The following is a 21,223-nucleotide window of genomic DNA, read 5'->3' as shown; positions in this document are numbered from 1 at the left end:
TGCCAAGCTTTTGCGTAATCCCGCCCCCTTCGGCTCACGCAAACGCGATCCCGCCGGCGGAACAGCCTCACAACGCGGCAGTTGTGAAGCCGACCGCGCCAGTCTGCGTGGCGCTGGCAGGATCGCGGGACTGTGGCTCTTGTCACGGTATCCCGACGGATCCTTGAGCCATCAATAAGAACACCAGGGACTTCCTTCTTCCATGAAGACACTCACGCTCGCCGTCCTCGGCCTTTCCGCCGCCGCGCTCTCGACCCCGGCGCTGGCGCAGGACGCGCTCCCGATCCGCATCCTGCCCTTCGCCAACCAGCAGGGCGTCGGCGCCGCCGCGACCGAGACCCCCGCCTTCCGCGCCGAGGCGCTGCGCTCGGACGCCGCCAGCATCGAGGCGAGCCGCATCGCCCTCGAGCGTTCGCGCAACCCGCGCGTCCGGAACTACGCCAACCGCGTGCTGGTCGAGCGCAAGGCCACCACCGAGGCCCTCCTGCCGCCGAACACCTCGCTGTCGCGCAACGGCACGGTCGTTTCCGACAACCAGGGCATCAAGACCGACCTGACCAACCCGGTCGGCTTCGTTCTGGCCCCGGTGACCATCGCGGCGAACCTCGGCACCAGCATCGTCGGCGGCGCGCTCGGCGCGGTCGGCATCGTCGACAACAGCCCGACCGAGCCGGGCCGTCGCGTCGCCCTCGGCGAGCGCGGTCAGGCCCGCCTGTCCCAGCTGCAGTCGGCTCGGAATGCTCGGTCCTTCGACCGCGCCTACATCGACCAGCAGGCCCGGTCCGACGCCCAGACCCTGGCGCTCTACGACGCCTACGCCAAGTCGGGCGACAGCGCCCAGGGCCGCCGCTTCGCCAGCGAGGCGCTGCCCTACATCGCCGACGAGCACGCCCACTCGGCGAGCCTGGCCGCCCGCATCGGCGGCTGATCGTTCGATCCAGACCTGACCACGCGAGGGCCGCCCCAGGGCGGCCCTCGTCGTGTCGGCGGGGTATCCGGTTCATCCCCCAACACCCGGCGCGAGGCGTGACGGCTGCTTCCCCCGCAGCCGCAACATGCCGTAGACGATTTTCGATGAGCGCACAGACCTCCCCCACCGGCGCGCCGACGGACGACGCCCCCCATCGCCTGGGCGTGCGCGTCTACTACGAGGACACCGACTTCTCGGGTTTCGTCTATCACGCCAGCTACCTGCGCTTCCTGGAGCGCGGCCGGACCGAGCTGCTCCGGGGTCTGGCGGGCGACCAATCCGATCTGCACCGGGAAGCCCGCGGCCTCGTCTTCGTGGTCCGGCGGATGGCGCTCGACTTCATCCGCCCCGCCCGCATGGACGACCAGCTCACCATCGTGACCCGGACCCGGCAATTGCGCGGCGCCTCGATGCAGCTCGCCCAGGAGGTGCGGCGCGGCGACGATCTGCTGGTCGCCGCCGACGTCACGGTCGCCTGCGTGCGCGACGGCCGCGCCATCCGGCTGCCGGAGGCCCTGCGCCGGCTCCTCGCTCCGTCCGGAGAAGCCTGACGCGTCCGGTCAGGCGACCCGCGTCGGGTCGGCGTCGCGCAGCAGCTTGGCGAAGGCGTTGACGATGGTCATCGCGTCGTACTCGACCGAGACCAGCTGGAAGCCCATCGCGACCATCTCCCGGGCCCGCAGGGGCGACGGCGAGAAGGCGCAGGGCAATTTGCCGGCAGCCCGGGTCTTGCGCACGATCTCGCCGAGGGCGGCCGTGACCGCTGCGCCGGCCGGGTCGATGGCCTTTCCCTTGGACAGGGCGATCGACAAGTCGGCGGGGCCGACCAGGATGCCGTCGATGCCCGGCAGGGCCAGGATCGGCTCCAGCGCGTCGATCGCCTCCGCGGTCTCGCACATGGCGATGGTCAGCGCCCGGGCGTTGGCGCCGGCGAGAAACTCGGTCGCGTCGCTCTGGCCCGACATCCACATGGCGCGGTCCGGCCCCCAGCTCCGCTGGCCGACCGGCGGATATTTGGTGGCGGCCGCCAGCGCCTGCGCGTCCGCCACGCTGTTGATCATCGGCGCGACGATACCGGCGGCGCCGGCATCCAGCATCCGCGACGCCATGGCGAAGTCGCCGACCGGGATCCGCACCAGGCTCGGCTTGCCGGCCAGCGCCACCTCGGTGATCGCCGCACAACAGGAGTGGTAATCGTGCGCGCCGTGCTGCTGGTCGAGGAGCACGGCGTCGAAGCCGGAGCGCGCCAGGGCTCCGGCGATGGTCGGGTCGGCGATGCAGGACCAGCCGAGGAATCGGGCCGGCTCGGCGGGCAGCAGGCCGTGGAGGCTCGGAACGGGCAGGGTCATGACACGTCCTGGACTGAGGCTCGCGGCGACGGGTTCGCCGTAGGGATGAGAATAACGGGCCCGGTTTCGCGAGGTCCAGTCTCGGCCGGGCGCCACGCGACCCATACCGCGGCCGATGTCCTGGAATGCCCTAGGATCGCCCCGATCGAAACCGATCCTTAACCCTGTCGCGCCCTTAACGAAGTCGGTGCGATGCCGCCCGATTACGGGGTGAAGACGGCCCTTACTTTCGACAGATTCGCGGACGATAGCATTGATATCGCTCACGGATCCGGCGGACGCGGGCCTCGCCCGGCGCATCGCGATCCGGAGCAGGAGACCTCGACGGATGAACCCAGCCGACGCGATGCAGGCCGCGCCTGTCGCCGACATGACGCTGCTCGGGCTGTTCCTGCAGGCCCACTTCGTCGTGAAGATCGTGATGGTGGGGCTGCTCGGCGCTTCGATCTGGTGCTGGACGATCATCGTCGACAAGACGCTGCTGTTCCGGCGCACCAAGGCCGAGATGGACGCGTTCGAGGACGCGTTCTGGTCCGGCCGCTCCCTGGAGGAGCTGTTCCGCTCGTTCAACGACCGCCCGGCCACCGGGCTGGCGGCGGTGTTCGTGGCCGCCATGCGCGAGTGGAAGCGCTCGTTCGAGGGCTCGGGCCGTCAGGTGCAGTCCCTGTCCCAGCGCATCGAGAAGCAGCTCGACGTCACCATCCAGCGCGAGGTCGAGCGGCTCGAGTCGCGCCTGTTGTTCCTCGCCTCGATCGGCTCGGCCGGCCCGTATATCGGCCTGTTCGGTACCGTCTGGGGCATCATGACCGCGTTCACCTCGATCGCGGCCTCCAAGAACACCTCGCTGGCCGTCGTCGCCCCCGGCATCGCCGAGGCGCTGTTCGCCACCGCGATCGGCCTGTTCGCCGCGATCCCGGCGGTGCTCGCCTACAACAAGCTCCAGGCCGAGGTCTCGAAGTCGCAATCGCGGCTGGAGGGTTTCGCCGACGAGTTCTCCGCGATCCTTTCGCGCCAGATCGACGAGCGCCTCTCGCTCGCCGCCTGACCGGGCCGATCCAGGAGATTGATCCATGAGCATGGCGGCGGGCGCATCCCACGGCGGCAAGCGGCGGCGGCGCAGGGGCCGGCGCGGCGGGCCGATCAACGAGATCAACATGACGCCGTTCATCGACGTCGTCCTGGTGCTGCTGATCATCTTCATGGTCGCGGCGCCGATGATGACGGTGGGCGTGCCCCTCGATCTGCCTCAATCGAAGGCCTCGCCGCTCAATTCCGACGTGAAGCCGGTGACGATCTCGATCCGGCAGACCGGCCAGGTCTTCCTCGGTGAGGACGAGCTGACCGACGACACGATCATCCCGAAGCTTCTCGAGACCGCCAAGACCGGCACCGAGGAGCGTGTGTTCGTTCGCGGCGACAAGCGGGTCGATTACGGCCGCGTCGCCCAGGTGATGGCGATCGTGACCGGCGGCGGCTTCAAGAAGGTCGCCCTCGTAACCGAGCCAGAGCATCAGTAGGGTCCGGACCGTGGAGTTCCACTTCGACCGCAAGGAACCGGGTGTCTGGATCTCCGCCGGCACCCACGTGGCGCTGCTGGCCTTCGCGCTGTTCAGCGTGGCGGCCCCGGCCCTGCCCGAGACGCAGGAGGGCGTGCCCGTCGAGGTGATCACCGAGAACCAGTTCTCCGAGATCACCAAGGGCGAGCGCCAGGCCGACAAGCCGATGCCGAACGCCCAGCCGCGGGCCGACCGCCAGGCCGAGAAGGTCGAGGACCGCGAGCCCGAGAACGCCAAGACCGACGCGCCGACCGCGCCCAAGCGCACGGCCGAGATGAAGCTCGCCAACGCGGAGGAGATGCCCCTTCGCGCCGAGCCGGATCCGCAGGAGGTGGCCAAGGCCGCCAAGGCCGCTGAGGAGAAGCGCGAGGCCGAGAAGTCTGCCGCCAAGGCGGCTGAGAAGGCGGCTGAGAAGGCTGCGGCCGACAAGGCTGCCGCCGCCGAGAAGGCCGCGGCGGCCAAGGCCGAGGCGAAGGCGGCCGCAAAGGCCGAGGCCGAGAAGCGCGAGCAGCTCGACAAGCTGATCGAGCGGCAGGAGGCCGAAGCCGCGGCTGCCGCCGCGAAGGCCGCCGCCGCGAAGGCGGAGGCCAAGGCCAAGGCGGATGCCGCCAAGGCCGAGGCCGCCCGGGAAGCCGCCCGGAAGGCTGCCGAGGCCAAGGCCGAGGCGGAAGCCGAGCGCCAGAAGGAGATGGCCGAGGCCAAGGCCGCGCACGAGAAGGCGGAAGCCGCCGCCAAGGCGGAGGCCGCCGCCAAGGCGAAATCCAAGGCGATGGCGGACGCGAAGGCCAAGGCCGACGGCGAGGCCAAGGCGCGCAAGCAGGCCGAGCTCGCCGACAAGTTCAACGCCGGCGACATCCGCTCGGTGCTGGCCTCGAAGGCGCCGTCGCAATCGACCGGCGCGACCGGCCATACGGTGCAGAAGGTCGCGGCCCTGGGCGCCGCGACCGGCACCGCGCAGCGCCTGTCGCCATCCCTGCGCGACGCGCTGGTCGGCCTGCTGCAGCAGCAGATCGAGCGCTGCTACTCCGCGCCTCCGGGCGCCGCCCAGGGGGTGGTGCTACCGGTGCTCGACATCCGGCTGAACCCGAACGGCTCGCTCAGCACCGAGCCGCGGATCATGCGGGGCGGTTCCAGCGGGGTGGACCAGTCGATCGCGCAGGCCGCGCTCCGGGCGGTGCGCCGCTGTGCGCCGTATAACATTCCGGCCACCTACGCGCCGTACTACAACGACTGGAAGGCCATCAACGCGGAGTTCGAATTCACGGCGACCTGATATCGCCACCCGCGCCGCCGGCCGTCACCCGCCTCCCCGTCTGATCGCCACTTCGGATCCGACCCATGCACAGCACTTCCTCCGCCGGGCGCCTTCCGGCGCCCTCAGCCGCGCGCCTGATCGCGCCCATCGTCGCGTTTCTCGCGCTGCTGACGGTCGCCGTCGGCTTCGCGGCCCCGGCCCAGGCGCAGCTGCAGCTGCGTATCGGCGGCGGCAACTTCCAGCCCTTGCCGATCGCCATCGCGGATTTCGGCGGCGACCCGAGCCTCGGCGGCCTCGTCTCCGGCGTGGTGACCAACAACCTGCGCCGCTCGGGCTACTTCACGCCCCTCGACCACGCCCGATTCCCCGAGCAGCCGAATTTCGACGCCGCACCGAACTTCGAGAAATGGCGCGCCACCGGCGTGCAGGGTCTCGTGACGGGCCGCGTCTCGCGGGACGCCTCGGGCAAGCTCAAGGTCGAGTTCCGTCTCTGGGACGTAACCTCGGGCCAGCAGATGACCGGCCAGCAATACGGCACCGACACCGCCAACGCCCGGCGCACCGGCCACCTGATCTCGGACGCGGTCTACACCAAGATCACCGGCCTCGGCCCCTGGTTCGACAGCCGCATCGCCTTCGTGGACGAGAGCGGCCCCAAGGAGAACCGGCGCAAGCGCCTGATGGTGATGGACCAGGACGGCGCCAACGTCCGGGCGATCACCAGCGGCGAGACCTCGATCGTCGCGCCGCGCTACTCGCCGGCCACGCAGGACATCGCGTTCATGTCCCAGGCCACCGGGCACCAGCCGCGCGTCCAGGTGATCAACCTGGAGACCGGCGCCCGCCAGGCGCTCGGGAACGTCGATTCGATGAGCGCCAGCCCGCGCTTCTCGCCGGACGGCCGTCGCCTGGTGATGAGCGTGCAGCAGGGCGGGAACGCCGACATCGTGACGATGGACATCGCCACGAAGGCCCAGCGCTCGGTCACCAACGGCATGGCGATCGACACCTCGCCGACCTACGCCCCGGACGGTTCGCAGATCGCGTTCGAATCGGATCGCGGCGGCTCGCAGCAGGTCTACGTGATGGGCGCGGACGGCTCGAACCCACACCGCATCACCTTCGGGGCGGGCTCGGCCTCGCAGCCGGCGTGGTCGCCCCGCGGCGACCTGATCGCCTATACCCGCCAGCGCAACGGCGGCTTCGCCATCTGCGTGTCGAAGCCCGACGGCACCGGCGAGCGCGTCCTGACCGAGGGCTACCACAACGAGGGGCCGACCTTCGCGCCGAACGGCCAGTACGTGCTGTTCTTCCGCGACCCGGGCGGCCAGGGCGGCGGCAAGCTGTTCATGGTCGACATCACCGGCAAGGTCGAGCAGCCGATCCCGACGCCGTCCTACGCCTCCGACCCGACCTGGTCGCCACTGCTGGCCGGGCGCTGAGGCGTTTGGGACTATGGAGCCCGGCTACCAGTCGGGCTCCGACCGTTTAGCGTCGGCATCTTCGGGCGCCGGTGGCTTGCCGATCGTATCGGCCAGATCGCGCAGGGCGCGCGGGAGGGCTCTGAGCGCAGGGTCGTCGAACGGCAATCGGGGCAGCCGCGTCCGAATCAAAGACACGACGAGATCGGCCTGCGCGGCATCGCGCGTTCGTTTCAGCGGATCGCGGTCGCCCCTGGTTGAGAGCCATGCCTTGTGGAGCGCGAAGGCGCGCGGGTCGATTACCCACATCTGCACCGGATAGCCCCTTGCATCGATCGCCGTGACGGCGGTCTTCGGGCTGTTGACCAACCACGCGAGCCCCTCGATCTCGACCGCCTGCAATTCATCCGAGGCCGATCCGATGCGATTGCGAACCGGAGGCCGTATCGGATCCTTCCCGGCCGGCATGATCAGATCGACCAAGTAACCGTCTCGGTTGACGGCGCGGAAGCCAGGATTTCCGATGACCGTAAACGAGCGATCGACCTTTCGCAGTTCGGCCAGCAATCCGCCTGCCACCGCCTCCGGCGCAACGAGGCGCAGGCTTTTTCGGGCGTCGTACAGCAGATCGATGTCGCCCGTCGCGAGTTGCGGGCCTGCAATCTGAACGCCTGCGAGGCGTTCATAGGCGTATAGGGCGTTGGTACCGACGACCCCGACGACGGGACCGTAGAGCCGCGTCTCAGTCAGGCGGCGCAGGACACGGGCCGCGATGATGGGCATTCTCCCGAGTCGGAGCGCGCGGTTGACCGGGGCCATCGCGTCCATGCGGGCGGAGAGGTTTGCGATTCGATCCTGCAGATCCGCGCGGCCTTCATGGTAGCCGCGGTGGATTTCCTCCGTGCCGGACGAGCGGGCACCGAGAGATTTCCAGACGCCCTGTCGCTTCCGATACAGGTACGTATGCGAGCCCACCGTCTTCCAAGCCATTGAACCCACATAGCGGTGATCGAGCTCGGTGCGGGCCGCAACGTAGGCCCCGAAGACCTGCTCCGTGTCGATCGTCTGTCGGGCTTGATCGCCATTCAAGTCGGTGAACAGCATGGCTCGATTCCAAGCACTTTTCGACGGGCTTGGTTTGATAGCACATGTCACGTCCGGCGCAAGATGTTGAAAGGGAATGCATTATCCCTTTCTAATCGTGATACTGGCCTCGAAGGGATAATGGCCGGCCGCTATCCCTTCACCTGCAACCGGTCCCGCGCCCGCAAGGCCGGGAAGAACCGGCCCCAGAGCAGCGCGACCGCGATCGTCGCGGCGCCGCCCGCCACCACTGCCGGGACCGCCCCGATCGCAGCGGCGAGCACGCCCGATTCGAACTCGCCGAGTTCGTTCGAGGCGCCGATGAACACCGTGTTCACCGCCGAGACCCGGCCGCGCATGGCGTCCGGGGTCTCGCCCTGTACGAAGGTCTGGCGGACGTAGACCGAGATCATGTCGGCGGCGCCGGTCACGAACAGGCAGGCCATCGACAGTGCCAGCGAGGTCGAGAGGCCGAACACGACGGTGGCCGCACCGAACAGCGCGCAGGCCCGGAGCATCCGGATCCCGGCATGACGGCGCAAGGGCCGGTAGGCGAGCAGGATTGCCATGGTGACGGCCCCGAAGGCCGGCATGCTGCGGAGCGCGCCGAGCCCCAGCGGGCCGACATGCAGCACCTCGCCGGCATAGATCGGCAGGAGCGCGGTGGCGCCGCCCAGCAGGACGGTGAACAGGTCGAGGCTGATCGCCCCCAGCACCACCGGCTGCGAGCGGATGTAGCCGATGCCGGCCGAGAGGGCCGCCCAGGTGATCGGCGGCCGCTCGGTCACGGCAGCGGGCCGGAACCGGATCAGCCCGGTCAGGACGCTCGCCAGCGCGAAGCTCGCCGCCGCGCCGCCGAACACGACCGACGGCCCGAGTGCGTAGAGCAGGCCGCCGAGCGCCGGGCCCATGACCGACGCGCTCTGCCAGAGCGAGGCGTTCCATGCGATGGCCGAGCCGAATTGCGGCCCCGGTACCAAGGTCGGCAGCAGCGCCTGCAGGGCGGGGTTGGCGAAGGCCCGCGCGGTGCCGACAACGATCACCAGGGCGTAGATCGGCCAGATCGCCTGGAGGCCGGCCAGCGCGTAGGCGAGCAGGCCGAAGCTCGCCAGGCTCTGGAGTCCGAACGCCGCAGCGCCCACGAGGCGGCGGTCATAGGCGTCCGCCACGTGGCCGGTGATCAGGGCGCAGATCACCGCGGGGAGGAAACCCGCCAGCCCAACGAGGCCCAGCGCCAGCGCGGAATGGGTCAGGTCGTAGACGAACCAGCCGATCGCCACCGCCTGCATCTGATACGCGAGGCCCGTGAGAAAGCGAGCCGAGCCGAACAGCCGGAAGTCCCCGATACCGAAGACGGCCCAGCCGGAACGATCTGTGTCGGACATGCGCCCTGCTGAGCCCGGCCGGGGGATTAATCAAGCCCGGCGCGAAAACGGATCGCCCCGCTCGCCGTCGGCCTCAGTGGACCGCCAGGCCCGGCTTGCGCACGGCGATCACGGTCGGGGCCGTGGCGGGTCGTCGTTCGGGATGCTCGCGATGCGACCCGTCAAACGGGAAGAGCGGGAAGATGCAGGTCACCTGGGTCCCGGCCCCGGGCGCGGTCTCCAGGAGGACCCGCCCGCCATGGAGCTCGACGAAGGACCGCACGATCGACAGGCCGAGCCCGACGCCGCGATGGCGGGTGCCCAGCGTGTGGCTCTCGAAGCGGTTGAAGACCGAATCGGCGATCTCCGGCGGCATGCCGCGGCCGTGGTCGCGCACGCTCAGGATCAGCTCCTGCGCGTCCCGGCGGGCGCGGACCTCGACCCGCTGCCCGGCATCCGAGAAGCCGACGGCGTTGGAGAGCAGGTTGAACAGGATCTGGCGGATGCGCTTCCCGTCCGCGTGGACGCTGCCGATATCCTCGGGCACGTCGAGGGCCAGGGTGATGTGGGATTCGGCCAACCGGTCCTCGATGCCGCGCAGGGCGGCCTCGATCGTGGTCTGCACGTCGACCTCCTCCCGCTGAAGCTCCAGCGAGCCGGCATCGATCGAGGCGAGGTCGAGGATGTCGTTGATGATGACCAGCAGCGCCGCAGACGAGCGCATGATGTGGTCAGAATATTCGCGCTGGCGGTCGTTGAGCGCACCGACCGTCTCGTCCCCGAGCAGCTGCGTGAAGCCGATGATGTTCGTGAGCGGCGAGCGCAGTTCGTAGGAGACGTGGTGCACGAAGGTGTCGCGCAGCTGCGCGGCCTTCTCGAGCGCGTCGTTCTTCTCGGTCAGCGCCCGCTCGACGTTCACGCTCGCGGTGACGTCGATCAGGGTCAGCAGGGTCGCGCCCTCGGGCAGCGGCTGCGCTGCGCAGTCGAGAACCGTGCCGTCCACCACCTCCAGGCGGCAGGACTGGGCGGTGCGCGATTCGAGGCCGACCACCGCGTCGCGGATGTCGAGCCACGGCTCCTCGGCCGGTGCGAGCGACCGGCAGGCGGCGATGACGGCATCGACATGCGGCCGCTCCTCGACGGTCGCCGGATCGAGGCGCCAGACCGTGCAGAACGCCCGGTTGGCGAGCGTCATCCGCCCGTCGGCCCCGAACACCGCCACCGGCTCGGCCAGGGTGTCGAGGGTCTCGGCCTGGAGGCGGCGCAGGGCGATGTAGCGCGTCTCGGCGTTCAGGCTGTCGGAGACATCGTCGAACAGGTAGGTCAGGCCGCCCTGCGGGTTGGGGTCGGCCACGACGCGGAGCGTTCGTCCGTCGGGCAGGTACCACCAGCTCTGGTTGGCCTCGGCGGCCCGGTAGGCGGCGAGCACGCCCTGCTTCCAGCCGCGGAAATCCGCCTGCTCCTCCAGCTTCCGCTCGGCCCGGAGATGGTCGAGGATCTCGCCGTCGGAGGGGCGGCTGTCGAGGAAGGCCTGATCGAGGTCCCAGAGCTGGCGGTAGGCGGCGTTGTGGAAGATCAGCCGCTGCGAGACGTCGAACATCGCCACCGCGGTCGGCAACTGGTCCAGGGTGCGGACGTTCGCGTTCATCTGGCGCTGCAGGTCGGCGCGGACGCTCTCAAGCTCTGAGACGTCGATGGCGATCCCGACCCGGCCGCTGTCCAGGGTGGTCTCGAACACGTCGAGCATGCGCCGGCTGCCGGCCACCACGGCCGAGAGCCGCGGCACCGTCCGGGTCAGGCCGGCGGCGCGCGCCGCCTCGTCGCGGATGATCGCCTCGCGGGCCGGACGGTCGAACAGCTCGACGCCGCCGTCGAGAGCGGCCTCGCGAGTCTCGGCCTCGACGGCCGCCGCGTAGGCCGCGTTGACCCAGCTCAGCCCACCCTCGCGGTTGCGCCGCCAGACCGGCTGCGGGATCGCGTCGAGGAGCCCGGCCAGCGCCGACAGGCCGCGGCGGGTCTCGTCCAGGGTCGCGCGCAGGTCGGCGATCTCGCAGCGCTCCTGGCTGGTCTCGCGCAGGCGCAGCAGCGCGCGGCCGGCCACCGCCTGCCCGTGGGCGTCGATGCTGCGCCCGGTCTGGGTGCGCAGGCTCAAGGAGAAGCTCGTGCCCCGCGCCCGCAGGGTCTCGACCGCGGCCTCGACCGCGGCGGCGTCTGACGCGACCAGCCAGGTGCCGAAGGCCAGGACGCGGCGGGCATAGCCCGAGGTCGGCCGCTCGCCGTAGATCGCCAGGCTGATGTCGCCCTCGACCACCGGCTCGCTGCGCCGGTCCCAGGTGACGATGACCTGGCGCTCGGCGTTGAGCAGCATCTCGGCGCGGTCGTGCGCGCCGCGGAGCACGTCGAGGGCGCCGGCCAGCTCCCGCTCCCGGCGGGTCCAGCGCCCGCGCTCGTAGAGGTGAAGCAGCGACAGGATCACCGCGAAGGCGACGAGGCCGCCGAAGATCGCCAGGGCGGCGACGCTGTGCATCTCACGCGGCGCGTGCGTGGTCGCGGTCTCGGGCAGTTCGGCGAGCGCAGCGCTCGCCGCCGTCAATGTGAGCGCACCCACGCAGATTCGAACGTGCGCGGCACGACCGACACCCATGATAGCCCTGCCCCCACCCCTGGCGATCCGACATGCGCGTGCAACCGCGCGGCGCGAAACGCACCGTCCCCGCGACGATTCTCTCGAACCCTCGCGGACCCACCGATCTAAGATTCGACTGCACCTTACCGTGCGGCGGAATCCAGCCGGAAGGGGAACGAAGCGTGGCTATACGCCGAGGGCTCACAATCATCCGTTAACGACACTCAGAAGACACAGTGCGTTGGCGCTCAAACGGGTTGACAAACGAAAGGGCCCGACGCAGCGCGCCGGGCCCTATTTCGGTCGATGATCGAGGGGGCGAACGCCGTCCCGGCCCTTCTCGGGCCGGTCAGGAATTCAACCTCCGGTTTGGCTCGCGCGCCGAACCGGAGGCGTCGCCGGCCGGAGCCGGCTCAGTAGCGGTAATGCTCGGACTTGAACGGGCCGGACTCGGAGACGCCGATATAGGCGGCCTGGTCGGGGCGCAGCTTGGAGAGCTTCACGCCGATCTTCTCCAGGTGCAGGGCCGCGACCTTCTCGTCGAGGGTCTTGGGCAGGGTGTAGACCTGCTTCTGGTACTTCGACGTGTTGGTCCAGAGTTCGATCTGCGCCAGCGTCTGGTTGGTGAACGAGGCCGACATCACGAAGGACGGGTGACCCGTGGCGTTGCCGAGGTTCACCAGGCGGCCCTCCGACAGGAGGATGATGCGGTGGCCGTCCGCGAAGGTGATCTCGTCCACCTGCGGCTTGATGTTGGACCACTTGAGGTTCTTCAGGCCGGCGACCTGAATCTCGTTGTCGAAGTGGCCGATGTTGCAGACGATCGCCCGGTCCTTCATCGACCGCATGTGATCGAGGGTGATGATGTCCTTGTTGCCCGTGGCGGTGACGAAGATGTCGGCGCGCGGGGCGGCGTCCTCCATCGTCACGACCTCGTAGCCCTCCATGGCGGCCTGGAGCGCGCAGATCGGGTCGATCTCCGACACGAGCACGCGGCAGCCGGCGTTGCGCAGCGAGGCGGCGGAACCCTTGCCGACATCGCCGAAGCCGGCGACCATGGCGACCTTGCCGGCCATCATCACGTCGGTGCCGCGGCGGATGCCGTCGACCAGCGACTCCTTGCAGCCGTAGAGGTTGTCGAACTTCGACTTGGTCACCGAGTCGTTCACGTTGATCGCCGGGAAGAGGAGCTTGCCCTCCTTGGCCAGCACGTACAGGCGGTGCACGCCGGTGGTGGTCTCCTCGGAGACGCCCTTGATGCTGTCGGCGAGGCCGGCGAACCAGCCCTTCGGCTTCTCGACGAGCTTCTTCTTGAGCAGCGCGAAGAAGACCTCCTCCTCCTCGCTCTCCGGCTTGTCGAGGAAGGCGGTGTCGCCGTTCTCGGCGCGCAGGCCGAGGTGGACGAACATGGTGGCGTCGCCGCCGTCGTCGAGGATCATGTTCGGCATGCCGCCGCCATGCCAGTCGAACAGGCGCGAGGTGTAGTCCCAGTACTCTTCCAGGGTCTCGCCCTTCACGGCGAAGACCGGGATGCCGGCGGCCGCGATGGCGGCGGCGGCGTGGTCCTGGGTCGAGTAGATGTTGCAGGAGACCCAGCGGATGTCGGCGCCGAGCGCCTTCAGGGTCTCGATCAGCACGGCGGTCTGGATCGTCATGTGGAGCGAGCCGGCGATCTTGGCGCCCTTCAGGGGCTGCGCCGCGCCATACTCCTCGCGGACCGCCATCAGGCCCGGCATCTCCGTCTCGGCGATCGAGATCTCCTTGCGGCCGTAATCGGCCAGCCCGATGTCCTTGACGATATAATCCTTGGCCATGAGTCGGCGGTTCCGTGTGTTCGCGTTGCGGTTCGGGGCCAGGCCCTACCACTTCGGACGCTACGAAGCAATCAAGACATAAACATGTCTTTATGCGTTCCAAGCTGTGGGGCGGCCGCGGCCCGTGGTTTTCGCCCGCTCAGATCTCGATCTCGGTGCCGACCTCGACGACCTGGCGGGTCGGCACGCCGAAGAAGGCGCCGGTGCGCTCGGCGTTGCGCTGCATGAAGGCGAACAGGTTCTCGCGCCACGAGGCCATGCCGAGATGGTCGTCCTTCGGGATGATCGTCTCGTGCCCGACGAACACGGTCATGTCGTCGACGACGTTGGCGGGCAGGTGGCGGGACGCGACCGCGCAGGCGAGCCCCTCCGGGATCGAGGCCTCCTCCATGAAGCCGTAGCGCAGGATCACCCGGTAGAAGTCCGGCGCCAGGATCGTCACGTGGGCGCGCTGCTCCACCGGGACCGTGGGGGTCTCTTCGTAGAGCGCGGTGATGATCAGGATCCGCTCCATCAGGGCGTGGTTGCGCTCGACGAAGCGTGACAGGTGCAGCGGGATCCCGTGCTCGGCCGCCGACAGGAATGCCGCGGTGCCGGGCAGGCGCAGCAGCTCGCGGTGCTGGAGCCCGGCCAGGAACGCGTCCTCCGGCTGGCGTAGCGCGACCCGGGCCTGCTCGACCAGCTCGTTGCCCTTCTTCCAGGTGAGCATCATCAGCGCGACGAAGCCGGCCAGCACCAGAGGAAACCAGCCGCCCTCCAGGATCTTCACGCTGTTGGCCGCGAAGAACACGGTGTCGATGGCCAGGAAGACGCCGTTGACCGCGAAGACCAGGATCGGGTTGTAGCCCCAGCGCAGCGCGATCAGCGCCGCCAGCAGCGTGGTGATGGCCATCAGCATCGAGACCGCGATGCCGTAGGCCCCGGCGAGCGCGTCGGAGGAGCCGAACACCACCACGGCCACCAGGGTCGCGGCGGCGAGCAGCCAGTTCACCATCGGGACATAGATCTGGCCGCGCTCCTCCTTCGCGGTCTGGACGATGCGCATGGCCGGCAGGAAGCCGAGCTGCACCGATTGCTGGGTCAGGGAGAACACGCCCGAGATGATCGCCTGCGAGGCAATGATGGTGGCGAGCGTCGCCAGCGCGATCAGCGGGTAGTGGCCCCAATCCGGGCACAGGCGGAAGAACGGGTTCTCGATCGCGTCGGGCGCGGCGAGCAGCAGGGCGCCCTGCCCGAAATAGTTGAGCACCAGCGCCGGTAGCACGAGGACGAACCACGCGACCCGAATCGGCATCGCGCCGAAATGGCCGAGATCGGCGTACATCGCCTCGCCGCCGGTGACCGCCAGGAAGGCCGCGCCCAGCATCGCGAAGCTCACGTGCCAGCCGGCATGGAGCATGAAGTCGACGGCGCGCAGCGGGTTCAGCGCGGCGAGGATCTCGGGTTTGTCGAGGATGCCGACGATCCCCAGGGTCGCCAGCACCACGAACCAGACCAGCATCACCGGTCCGAACACCCGGCCGATCACCGCGACGCCCTTGTGCTGGACAGAGAACAGCACGACCAGGATCGCGATCGTGATCGGCACCACGAAGTGCCCGAGCGACGGCGCGTCGACCTTCAGCCCCTCGATGGCCGAGAGCACCGAGATCGCCGGGGTGATCGCGCCGTCGCCGTAGAGCAGCGCGGCACCGATCAGCCCGACCACAAGGAGCGCCGCCTTCCAGGTGCCGTGCCGGGCCTGCCGGGCGCCGAGCAGCGCCAGCATGGCGACGATGCCGCCCTCACCCTTGTTGTCGGCACGTAGGATCAGCACCGCGTATTTCAGCGACACGATCAGGATCAGCGACCACAGGATCAGCGACACCGCGCCGGTGGCGGCTTCCGGGACCGAGGCGCCCCCGGCGGTGGCCGCCTTCACGGCTTCCTTGAAGGCGTAGAGAGGGCTGGTGCCGATATCCCCGTAGACGACGCCGAGCGCGCCGAAGACGAGGGCGGGCTTGAGGCGGCTTTTCTGGGACGCGGCGTCGTCGCCTGCCCGGGCTTGAGCATCGGGCGCCGCCGCGGGGGCAAGGGACTGACTCAACGCACGTCTCCCGCGGGATTAAATCGTTCGCCCTGACCGGACAGGTAGAGCGCCGTCCGTCGAAGTGGAAGCCGATGCAGCCGGATAGGCTTTCGAGAACGGCTCGCCACGGCCGAACGATCAACCGGAAACCGCATCCGTTCTTCGATGGCTTCCCCGATCTCGGGCATGAGCCACGCCCCTTTCCCGGACGCCTGGAACGTCAGTGGAAGGTGATCCGGGACCCAGCAGAAGAATGCGCCGCGCAGCGGCACGCCCGTGGAACTCCGGGTGCAAGCAGGCGCTTCGCGTCGTCTTGTGCTGGGTCCCGGGTTGCATTCCGCTGACGCTGCATCCGCCCGGGAAAGGGACGGCGCATAACCGGCACTGCTCCGCTCCGCCCGTTTCCCTTCGGACCCGCCCCGGTCACACCAACTCAGCCAGCGCCTCCGGGCAGGCTTGTCCGCGCCGCAGGCCGAAGACCGGAACGCCGGCATGGCGGGCGATCGACGCGGCCACGGTGGCGAGCGGTGCCGGCGCCCCCTCGCTCTCGCTGACGGCGATGGCCAGCAGCGGCACGCCGTGCAGGCGCAGGGTCTCGCAGGCGGTGAGCGCGTGGCTGATCGCCCCGAGATAGCTGCCGGAGACCAGCAGCGCCGGCACGTCGAGCGCCTTGAGCCAGTCGAGCCCGGTGGCACGGTCGGTGACCGGGCTCATCAGCCCGCCGACCCCCTCGATGATCAAGGTTTCCTCGGTGCGGGCGACCTGCCCCCGGCACCATCCGACGAGATCGGACAGGTCCAATGCCCGGTCCTCCAGGGCGGCGGCCTGATCGGGCGCGAGCGGGGCCGAGAACCGCCAGGGGGAGCACGCCTCGACCGTCTCGTCCTCGATGGCGAGGCCCTGCGCGTCGAGGAGGCGGGCGGTGTCGCTCTCCGCGAAGGCCGGATCGCTCAGAGGCGGCACGCCGCTCGCCAGGGGCTTCAGGGTCCGGACCGGCCGACCCTGCGCCCGCAGGCGCCGGGTCAGCGCCGCGGTGACGTAGGTCTTGCCGATCTCGGTGCCGGCGCCGGCGACGAAGACCGTGCGGGCGGCCATGTGTCAGCCGCCTCAGGCCTGGAACGTGCCGTGGCAGTGCTTGTACTTCTTGCCCGAGCCGCACGGGCACGGCTCGTTGCGCCCGACCCGGCCCCAGGTGGCGGAATCGTTCGGGTCGCGCTCCAGCACCGCGCCGTCCACCGACAGGCCCTGCGCGGCGTAGCCGTAGGCGGGACCGCCGCCGCCATCGCTGCCAGAGCCGCGCTCGCCGTAATCCATCTCGTTCTCGCCGGTGACCGGGTCGAGATGCTGGGCGAACATTTGCGGCAGCTCCGGCGTGCCGCCCGGGAAGCCCTGCTGCTGATCGGGCTGCTGGTGCACGATCTCGACGCGGGAGAGCTGCGCCGTCACCTGCTCGCGCAGGGACGTCACCAGGCTGTTGAACAGGTCGAAGGCCTCGGACTTGTATTCGTTGAGCGGATCGCGCTGGGCGAAGCCGCGCCAGCCGATCACCTGCCGGAGGTGGTCGAGGGTCACGAGGTGCTCGCGCCAGAGGTGGTCCAGGGTCTGGAGCAGGACCTGCTTCTCGATATAGGCGGTGATCTCGGTGCCGTTCTTCTCGGCCCGCTCGGCATAGGCGGTCTCGGCGGCCTTGAGCAGACGCTCGCGCATCTCCTCGTCGGCGATGCCCTCTTCCTTGGCCCACTCCTCCACCGGCGCGTCGAGGTTGAGCACCTCAAGAACCTGTTCGCGCAAGGCCGCGACGTCCCACTGCTCGGCGTAGGCGTTCTGCGGAATGTAGCGGGCGACGAAGTCGTCGATCACGCCCTCGCGCATCTCGTCGACGGTCTCGCGCACGCTCTCCTGGGCCATGAAGTCCCGGCGCTGCTCGAACACGACCTTGCGCTGGTCGTTCATGACGTTGTCGTACTTGAGCACGTTCTTGCGCATGTCGAAGTTGCGCGCTTCGACCTTCTGCTGCGCCTTCTCGATCGCCTTGTTGATCCAGGGGTGGATGATCGCCTCGCCCTGCTCCAGGCCGAGCTTCTGCAGCATCCCGTCCATGCGGTCGGAGCCGAAGATCCGCATCAGGTCGTCCTGAAGCGACAGGTAGAACTTCGAGCGGCCCGGATCGCCCTGGCGGCCGGAGCGGCCCCGGAGCTGGTTGTCGATGCGCCGGGATTCGTGGCGCTCGGTGCCGATGATGTAGAGGCCGCCCGGCAGGGCCTTCTTGCGGCCGGCTTCCGGGTCCGCCGGCTCGCCCGAGGCCAGCACCTTGGCGCGGTTGTCGGCGATCTCCGCCTTGATCGCCTCGATGGCGGCGTCGCGCTCCGGCCCGTCCGGGAGCTGGCTCAGCTCCTTCTCGATCCGCATCTCGAGGTTGCCGCCGAGTTTGATGTCGGTGCCGCGGCCGGCCATGTTGGTGGCGATGGTGATCGCGCCCGGCACGCCGGCCTCGGCGACGATGTAGGCCTCCTGCTCGTGGAAGCGGGCGTTCAGCACGGCGAAGCGCTTGGTCACCCGGCCCTCGCGGGCGGCCTTGTAGACGTCGGTGAGCGCGTTCGGATCGGAATAGTCGAGCAGGGTGTAGCCGGCCTTCTTCAGCATCTCGGCCAGGTGCTCGGACTTCTCGATCGAGCCGGTGCCGACCAGGATCGGCTGGTGGCGGCTATGCGCCTTGTCGATCTCCGCGATGATCCCTTCGTACTTCTCGGCGACCGTGCGGTAGACCTCGTCGTCCTCGTCGACGCGCTCGACCTCCTTGTTGGTCGGGATGTCGACCACGTCGAGCTTGTAGATCTCGGCGAACTCGTCGGCTTCCGTCGAGGCCGTGCCGGTCATGCCGGCGAGCTTGCCGTAGAGGCGGAAGTAGTTCTGGAACGTGATCGAGGCCAGCGTCTGGTTCTCGGGCTGGATCGTCACGCGCTCCTTGGCCTCGAGGGCCTGGTGCAGTCCCTCCGAGTAGCGCCGGCCCTGCATCATGCGGCCGGTGAACTCGTCGATGATCACCACCTCGTCGTTCTTGACGATGTAGTCCTTGTCCCGGGTGAACAGGGTGTTGGCGCGCAGGGCCTGGTTCACGTGGTGGACGAGGCTGACGTTGTGGGCGTCGTAGAGGTCGCCGTCCTTGAGCAGGCCGACCTCGCGCAGGGTCACCTCGACGAACTCGTTGCCGGCTTCCGTGAGCGAAACCGTGCGCTGCTTCTCGTCGAGGTCGTAATGCTCGCGCACCAGCCGGGGCATGATCGCGTCGACCGAGACGTACAGCTCTGAGCGGTCGTCCACCGGCCCGGAGATGATCAGCGGCGTGCGGGCCTCGTCGATCAGGATCGAGTCCACCTCGTCCACGATCGCGAAGTTGTGTCCCCGCTGGGCGAGCTGCGACAGCTCGTACTTCATGTTGTCGCGCAGGTAGTCGAACCCGTACTCGTTGTTGGTGCCGTACGTGATGTCGCAGGCGTAGGCCGCCTTGCGCTGCTCGTCGTCGAGCCCGTGCACGATGGTCCCGACGGTGAGCCCAAGGAACCGGTAGAGCTGGCCCATCCATTCCGCGTCGCGGGCGGCGAGGTAGTCGTTCACGGTGACGACGTGGACGCCCTTGCCCTCCAGGGCGTTCAGGTAGACCGGCAGCGTCGCCACCAGGGTCTTACCCTCGCCGGTCTTCATCTCGGCGATGGCGCCCTCGTGCAGGACCATGCCGCCGATCAGCTGCACGTCGAAATGGCGCTGGCCGAAGACCCGCTTGGCCGCCTCGCGCACCGTGGCGAAGGCCGGGACCAGGATGTCGTCGAGGCTCTTGCCGGCGGCCAGTTCCGCCTTCAGCATGTCGGTCCGCGCCCGGAGCGCGTCGTCCGACAGGGCCTGGATCTCCGGTTCCAGCGCGTTGATCAGCGCCACCCGCGGGCGGTAGCCCTTGACGCGGCGGTCGTTGGAGGAGCCGAAAATCTTCTTGGCGATCGAGCCGAGCATCGTTGACCTGCAGACGCGCGAGCCCGCCGACGGGTAAGCGTGGCGGGCCGGCCTTGGCGGAGTTGGCCGGGCTTATAGAGGTAAACATCCGCCGACGCACCTGAAAGAGGGCGGCGCCAACAGGCCGGGCGCCGGAAGGCCGAAACGGCAGCGCTTGCCTTCTCGCGCGACGCGCGCCACCTGTGCCGCGGCCCGCCGCCCGGCCTCGACAGGGGCGGCGACGAGACGTCAGCCGAGGACCACGCCAGCATGCCGAACACCGCCCTCCTCCGGCGCGCGAGCGCGCTCGCCCTGATGCTCGCGATGCCCGGACTCGCGTTGGCGCAGGCTCCCCAGGCGGCCCCGGCCCAGACCGCGACGCCGGCGGCGAACACCGCGCCCCCGAGCCCCGACACCGTTGTTGCGAGCGTCAACGGCAAGCCGATCACCCAGGGCGACCTCGCCATCGCGTCCGACGACCCGGCGCTGTCGCTCCCGGGCGTGGACGAAGCGCAGAAGAAGTCCCTCTTGGTGGATTACATGGTCGACCTGCGGGTCGGCGCGCAGGCCGCCGAGGCCGCCAAGATCGGCGACACGCCGGAGTTCAAGCGCAAGCTCGCCTACTTCCGCGACAAGCTCTTGCTCGACGACTACCTGGAGCAGGAGGCCAAGCGGGCGGTGACCCCCGAGGCCGAGCACGCGATCTACGATCAGACCGTCAAGCTGATGAAGCCCGAGGAGGAGGTGCACGCGCGCCACATCTTGGTGGACAACGAGGGCGACGCGAAGAAGATCGCGGCCCGGATCAAGGGCGGCGAGGATTTCGCCAAGGTCGCGGCCGAGGCCTCGAAGGATCCCGGCTCGAAGGCCGAGGGCGGCGATCTCGGCTGGTTCACCAAGGAGCGGATGGTCCCGGACTTCGCCAACGCCGCCTTCGCGATGAAGCCCGGCCAGGTCTCCGACCCGGTGAAGAGCCAGTTCGGCTGGCACGTCATCAAGGTCGAGGAGAAGCGGACTAAGCCGCAGCCGACCTTCGACGAGCTGAAGGAACAGATCGACCAGCACATCGTCCGCAAGGCCCAGCAGGACATGATCCTGAAGCTGCGCGCCGAGGCCAAGATCGACCGGACCGACGCGGCGCCGGCCGCCGCACAGCTGGCGCCGGAGACGAAGAAGCCGTGAGCCGGTACGGACAAAAGGTGTTCCCCCCTCCTCCGGTTAGGAGAGGGGACCGGATACATCACCGTGTCATTCCGGGGCGCCGCGGGCGAGCCCGGAATCCAGAGCCGCCGACAGCGCAAGGTCTGCTCAACCTGCGTTTATGGATCCCGGGCTCCGCTTCGCAGCCCCGGGATGACAAGGAGGGTGGTCGAACGACCAGAGAACTCTCGCATTCTCAGACGTTCGGTGATTCCGGACGCCTGGATCCTCAATACGGCCGGTCGGGATGCAGGTAAGCGGACTGGGCGGGCGCCACCGGTGCGGTCACCCCGAGCGCGGCGAGTTCGGCCGTGCGGCGGCCTTCGGCGATCCGGTCGAGTACCGCGATCAGCAGCCACGGACACGCGATCCCGATGAAGAAGGCCATGTGATCCTCCGACGCCGGATCTGAGAATTGTCCAGCTTCGGTGGATGATAGGCCGGTCCGGGCCGTCCGCAAGCGGTGTCGGGCTGCTTTCCAGGGCGATCGCTTGAAAGGAATGGATTTCGGTGTTGCCTTTTGCGTGATTCAC

16 protein-coding genes are annotated in these 21,223 nt (G+C 69.0%); 7 read left to right on the top strand and 9 right to left on the bottom strand.

Annotation, left to right across the window (positions count from 1 at the left end; all coding sequences use genetic code 11):
* Positions 1-202 precede the first annotated feature (202 nt).
* Positions 203-928: a DUF4142 domain-containing protein gene (locus MFF40_RS24035; protein WP_238262522.1), complete on the top strand. Its 726-nt coding sequence runs from the start codon at positions 203-205 to the stop codon at positions 926-928.
* 146 nt (positions 929-1,074) lie between these two features.
* Complete coding sequence (gene ybgC / locus MFF40_RS24030) at positions 1,075-1,521, top strand: tol-pal system-associated acyl-CoA thioesterase (protein ID WP_147854683.1); 447 nt, start codon at positions 1,075-1,077, stop codon at positions 1,519-1,521.
* 9 nt (positions 1,522-1,530) lie between these two features.
* Here the strand turns inward: ybgC and MFF40_RS24025 are convergent, their stop codons facing one another.
* Positions 1,531-2,319 (bottom strand): HpcH/HpaI aldolase family protein, encoded by a 789-nt coding sequence (locus MFF40_RS24025; RefSeq protein ID WP_147854682.1) that lies wholly within the window; start codon positions 2,317-2,319, stop codon positions 1,531-1,533.
* Positions 2,320-2,647: 328 nt separating this feature from the next.
* On the opposite strand from MFF40_RS24025, the gene tolQ reads away from it, so the two are divergent.
* The 4 genes from tolQ (at position 2,648) to tolB (ending at position 6,572) form a co-directional block, all read left to right on the top strand.
* Positions 2,648-3,364: a protein TolQ gene (tolQ, locus tag MFF40_RS24020; protein ID WP_147854681.1), complete on the top strand. Its 717-nt coding sequence runs from the start codon at positions 2,648-2,650 to the stop codon at positions 3,362-3,364.
* 25 nt (positions 3,365-3,389) lie between these two features.
* Complete coding sequence (locus MFF40_RS24015) at positions 3,390-3,836, top strand: ExbD/TolR family protein (protein WP_147854680.1); 447 nt, start codon at positions 3,390-3,392, stop codon at positions 3,834-3,836.
* 10 nt (positions 3,837-3,846) lie between these two features.
* Positions 3,847-5,148 carry a cell envelope integrity protein TolA gene (gene tolA, locus MFF40_RS24010; RefSeq protein WP_238262520.1) on the top strand — a complete coding sequence of 434 codons (1,302 nt, stop codon included), beginning with the start codon at positions 3,847-3,849 and terminating at the stop codon, positions 5,146-5,148.
* A 65-nt stretch (positions 5,149-5,213) separates the two neighbouring features.
* A complete protein-coding gene (gene tolB, locus MFF40_RS24005; RefSeq protein ID WP_147896314.1) occupies positions 5,214-6,572 on the top strand; it encodes a Tol-Pal system beta propeller repeat protein TolB in 1,359 nt (452 codons plus the stop codon).
* Positions 6,573-6,596: 24 nt separating this feature from the next.
* Here tolB and MFF40_RS24000 read toward each other — a convergent pair whose 3' ends face one another.
* From MFF40_RS24000 to secA, 7 genes are all read right to left on the bottom strand, one after another.
* A complete protein-coding gene (locus tag MFF40_RS24000) occupies positions 6,597-7,655 on the bottom strand; it encodes a GSU2403 family nucleotidyltransferase fold protein (protein WP_238262518.1) in 1,059 nt (352 codons plus the stop codon).
* A 131-nt stretch (positions 7,656-7,786) separates the two neighbouring features.
* Positions 7,787-9,019: an MFS transporter gene (locus MFF40_RS23995; RefSeq protein WP_147896312.1), complete on the bottom strand. Its 1,233-nt coding sequence runs from the start codon at positions 9,017-9,019 to the stop codon at positions 7,787-7,789.
* A 73-nt stretch (positions 9,020-9,092) separates the two neighbouring features.
* The gene (locus MFF40_RS23990; RefSeq protein ID WP_238262515.1) at positions 9,093-11,642 is read right to left on the bottom strand and encodes a sensor histidine kinase; all 2,550 of its coding nucleotides are present in this window, start codon (positions 11,640-11,642) and stop codon (positions 9,093-9,095) included.
* A gap of 395 nt (positions 11,643-12,037) precedes the next feature.
* Positions 12,038-13,438, bottom strand: coding sequence for an adenosylhomocysteinase (gene ahcY / locus MFF40_RS23985; protein WP_147855052.1), 1,401 nt, complete (start codon positions 13,436-13,438; stop codon positions 12,038-12,040).
* Positions 13,439-13,577: 139 nt separating this feature from the next.
* Positions 13,578-15,524 carry a potassium transporter Kup gene (locus MFF40_RS23980; protein ID WP_147896310.1) on the bottom strand — a complete coding sequence of 649 codons (1,947 nt, stop codon included), beginning with the start codon at positions 15,522-15,524 and terminating at the stop codon, positions 13,578-13,580.
* 405 nt (positions 15,525-15,929) lie between these two features.
* Positions 15,930-16,601: a dethiobiotin synthase gene (bioD, locus tag MFF40_RS23975; protein ID WP_147896309.1), complete on the bottom strand. Its 672-nt coding sequence runs from the start codon at positions 16,599-16,601 to the stop codon at positions 15,930-15,932.
* 12 nt (positions 16,602-16,613) lie between these two features.
* A complete protein-coding gene (secA, locus tag MFF40_RS23970; RefSeq protein ID WP_238262513.1) occupies positions 16,614-19,511 on the bottom strand; it encodes a preprotein translocase subunit SecA in 2,898 nt (965 codons plus the stop codon).
* A 249-nt stretch (positions 19,512-19,760) separates the two neighbouring features.
* On the opposite strand from secA, the gene MFF40_RS23965 reads away from it, so the two are divergent.
* Complete coding sequence (locus tag MFF40_RS23965; protein WP_147896307.1) at positions 19,761-20,672, top strand: peptidylprolyl isomerase; 912 nt, start codon at positions 19,761-19,763, stop codon at positions 20,670-20,672.
* Between the two features lie 247 nt (positions 20,673-20,919).
* Here MFF40_RS23965 and MFF40_RS23960 read toward each other — a convergent pair whose 3' ends face one another.
* Positions 20,920-21,078, bottom strand: coding sequence for a hypothetical protein (locus MFF40_RS23960; RefSeq protein ID WP_187278023.1), 159 nt, complete (start codon positions 21,076-21,078; stop codon positions 20,920-20,922).
* Between the last annotated feature and the right edge of the window lie 145 nt (positions 21,079-21,223).

It is taken from the genome of Methylobacterium mesophilicum (assembly GCF_022179445.1).
Lineage (GTDB): Bacteria > Pseudomonadota > Alphaproteobacteria > Rhizobiales > Beijerinckiaceae > Methylobacterium > Methylobacterium mesophilicum.
This window is presented reverse-complemented; position numbering and strand designations above follow the sequence as displayed.

Bases quoted from the DNA above. Each gene is read 5' to 3' on its own strand.
- tolQ (WP_147854681.1), top strand. From the start codon at position 2,648: ATGAACCCAGCCGACGCGATGCAGGCCGCGCCTGTCGCCGACATGACG.
- MFF40_RS23965 (WP_147896307.1), top strand. From the start codon at position 19,761: ATGCCGAACACCGCCCTCCTCCGGCGCGCGAGCGCGCTCGCCCTGATG.
- MFF40_RS24025 (WP_147854682.1), bottom strand. From the start codon at position 2,319: ATGACCCTGCCCGTTCCGAGCCTCCACGGCCTGCTGCCCGCCGAGCCG.
- MFF40_RS23990 (WP_238262515.1), bottom strand. From the start codon at position 11,642: ATGGGTGTCGGTCGTGCCGCGCACGTTCGAATCTGCGTGGGTGCGCTC.
- MFF40_RS24035 (WP_238262522.1), top strand. From the start codon at position 203: ATGAAGACACTCACGCTCGCCGTCCTCGGCCTTTCCGCCGCCGCGCTC.
- secA (WP_238262513.1), bottom strand. From the start codon at position 19,511: ATGCTCGGCTCGATCGCCAAGAAGATTTTCGGCTCCTCCAACGACCGC.
- MFF40_RS23995 (WP_147896312.1), bottom strand. From the start codon at position 9,019: ATGTCCGACACAGATCGTTCCGGCTGGGCCGTCTTCGGTATCGGGGAC.
- MFF40_RS24015 (WP_147854680.1), top strand. From the start codon at position 3,390: ATGAGCATGGCGGCGGGCGCATCCCACGGCGGCAAGCGGCGGCGGCGC.
- MFF40_RS24000 (WP_238262518.1), bottom strand. From the start codon at position 7,655: ATGCTGTTCACCGACTTGAATGGCGATCAAGCCCGACAGACGATCGAC.
- MFF40_RS23960 (WP_187278023.1), bottom strand. From the start codon at position 21,078: ATGGCCTTCTTCATCGGGATCGCGTGTCCGTGGCTGCTGATCGCGGTA.
- bioD (WP_147896309.1), bottom strand. From the start codon at position 16,601: ATGGCCGCCCGCACGGTCTTCGTCGCCGGCGCCGGCACCGAGATCGGC.
- ahcY (WP_147855052.1), bottom strand. From the start codon at position 13,438: ATGGCCAAGGATTATATCGTCAAGGACATCGGGCTGGCCGATTACGGC.
- ybgC (WP_147854683.1), top strand. From the start codon at position 1,075: ATGAGCGCACAGACCTCCCCCACCGGCGCGCCGACGGACGACGCCCCC.
- tolB (WP_147896314.1), top strand. From the start codon at position 5,214: ATGCACAGCACTTCCTCCGCCGGGCGCCTTCCGGCGCCCTCAGCCGCG.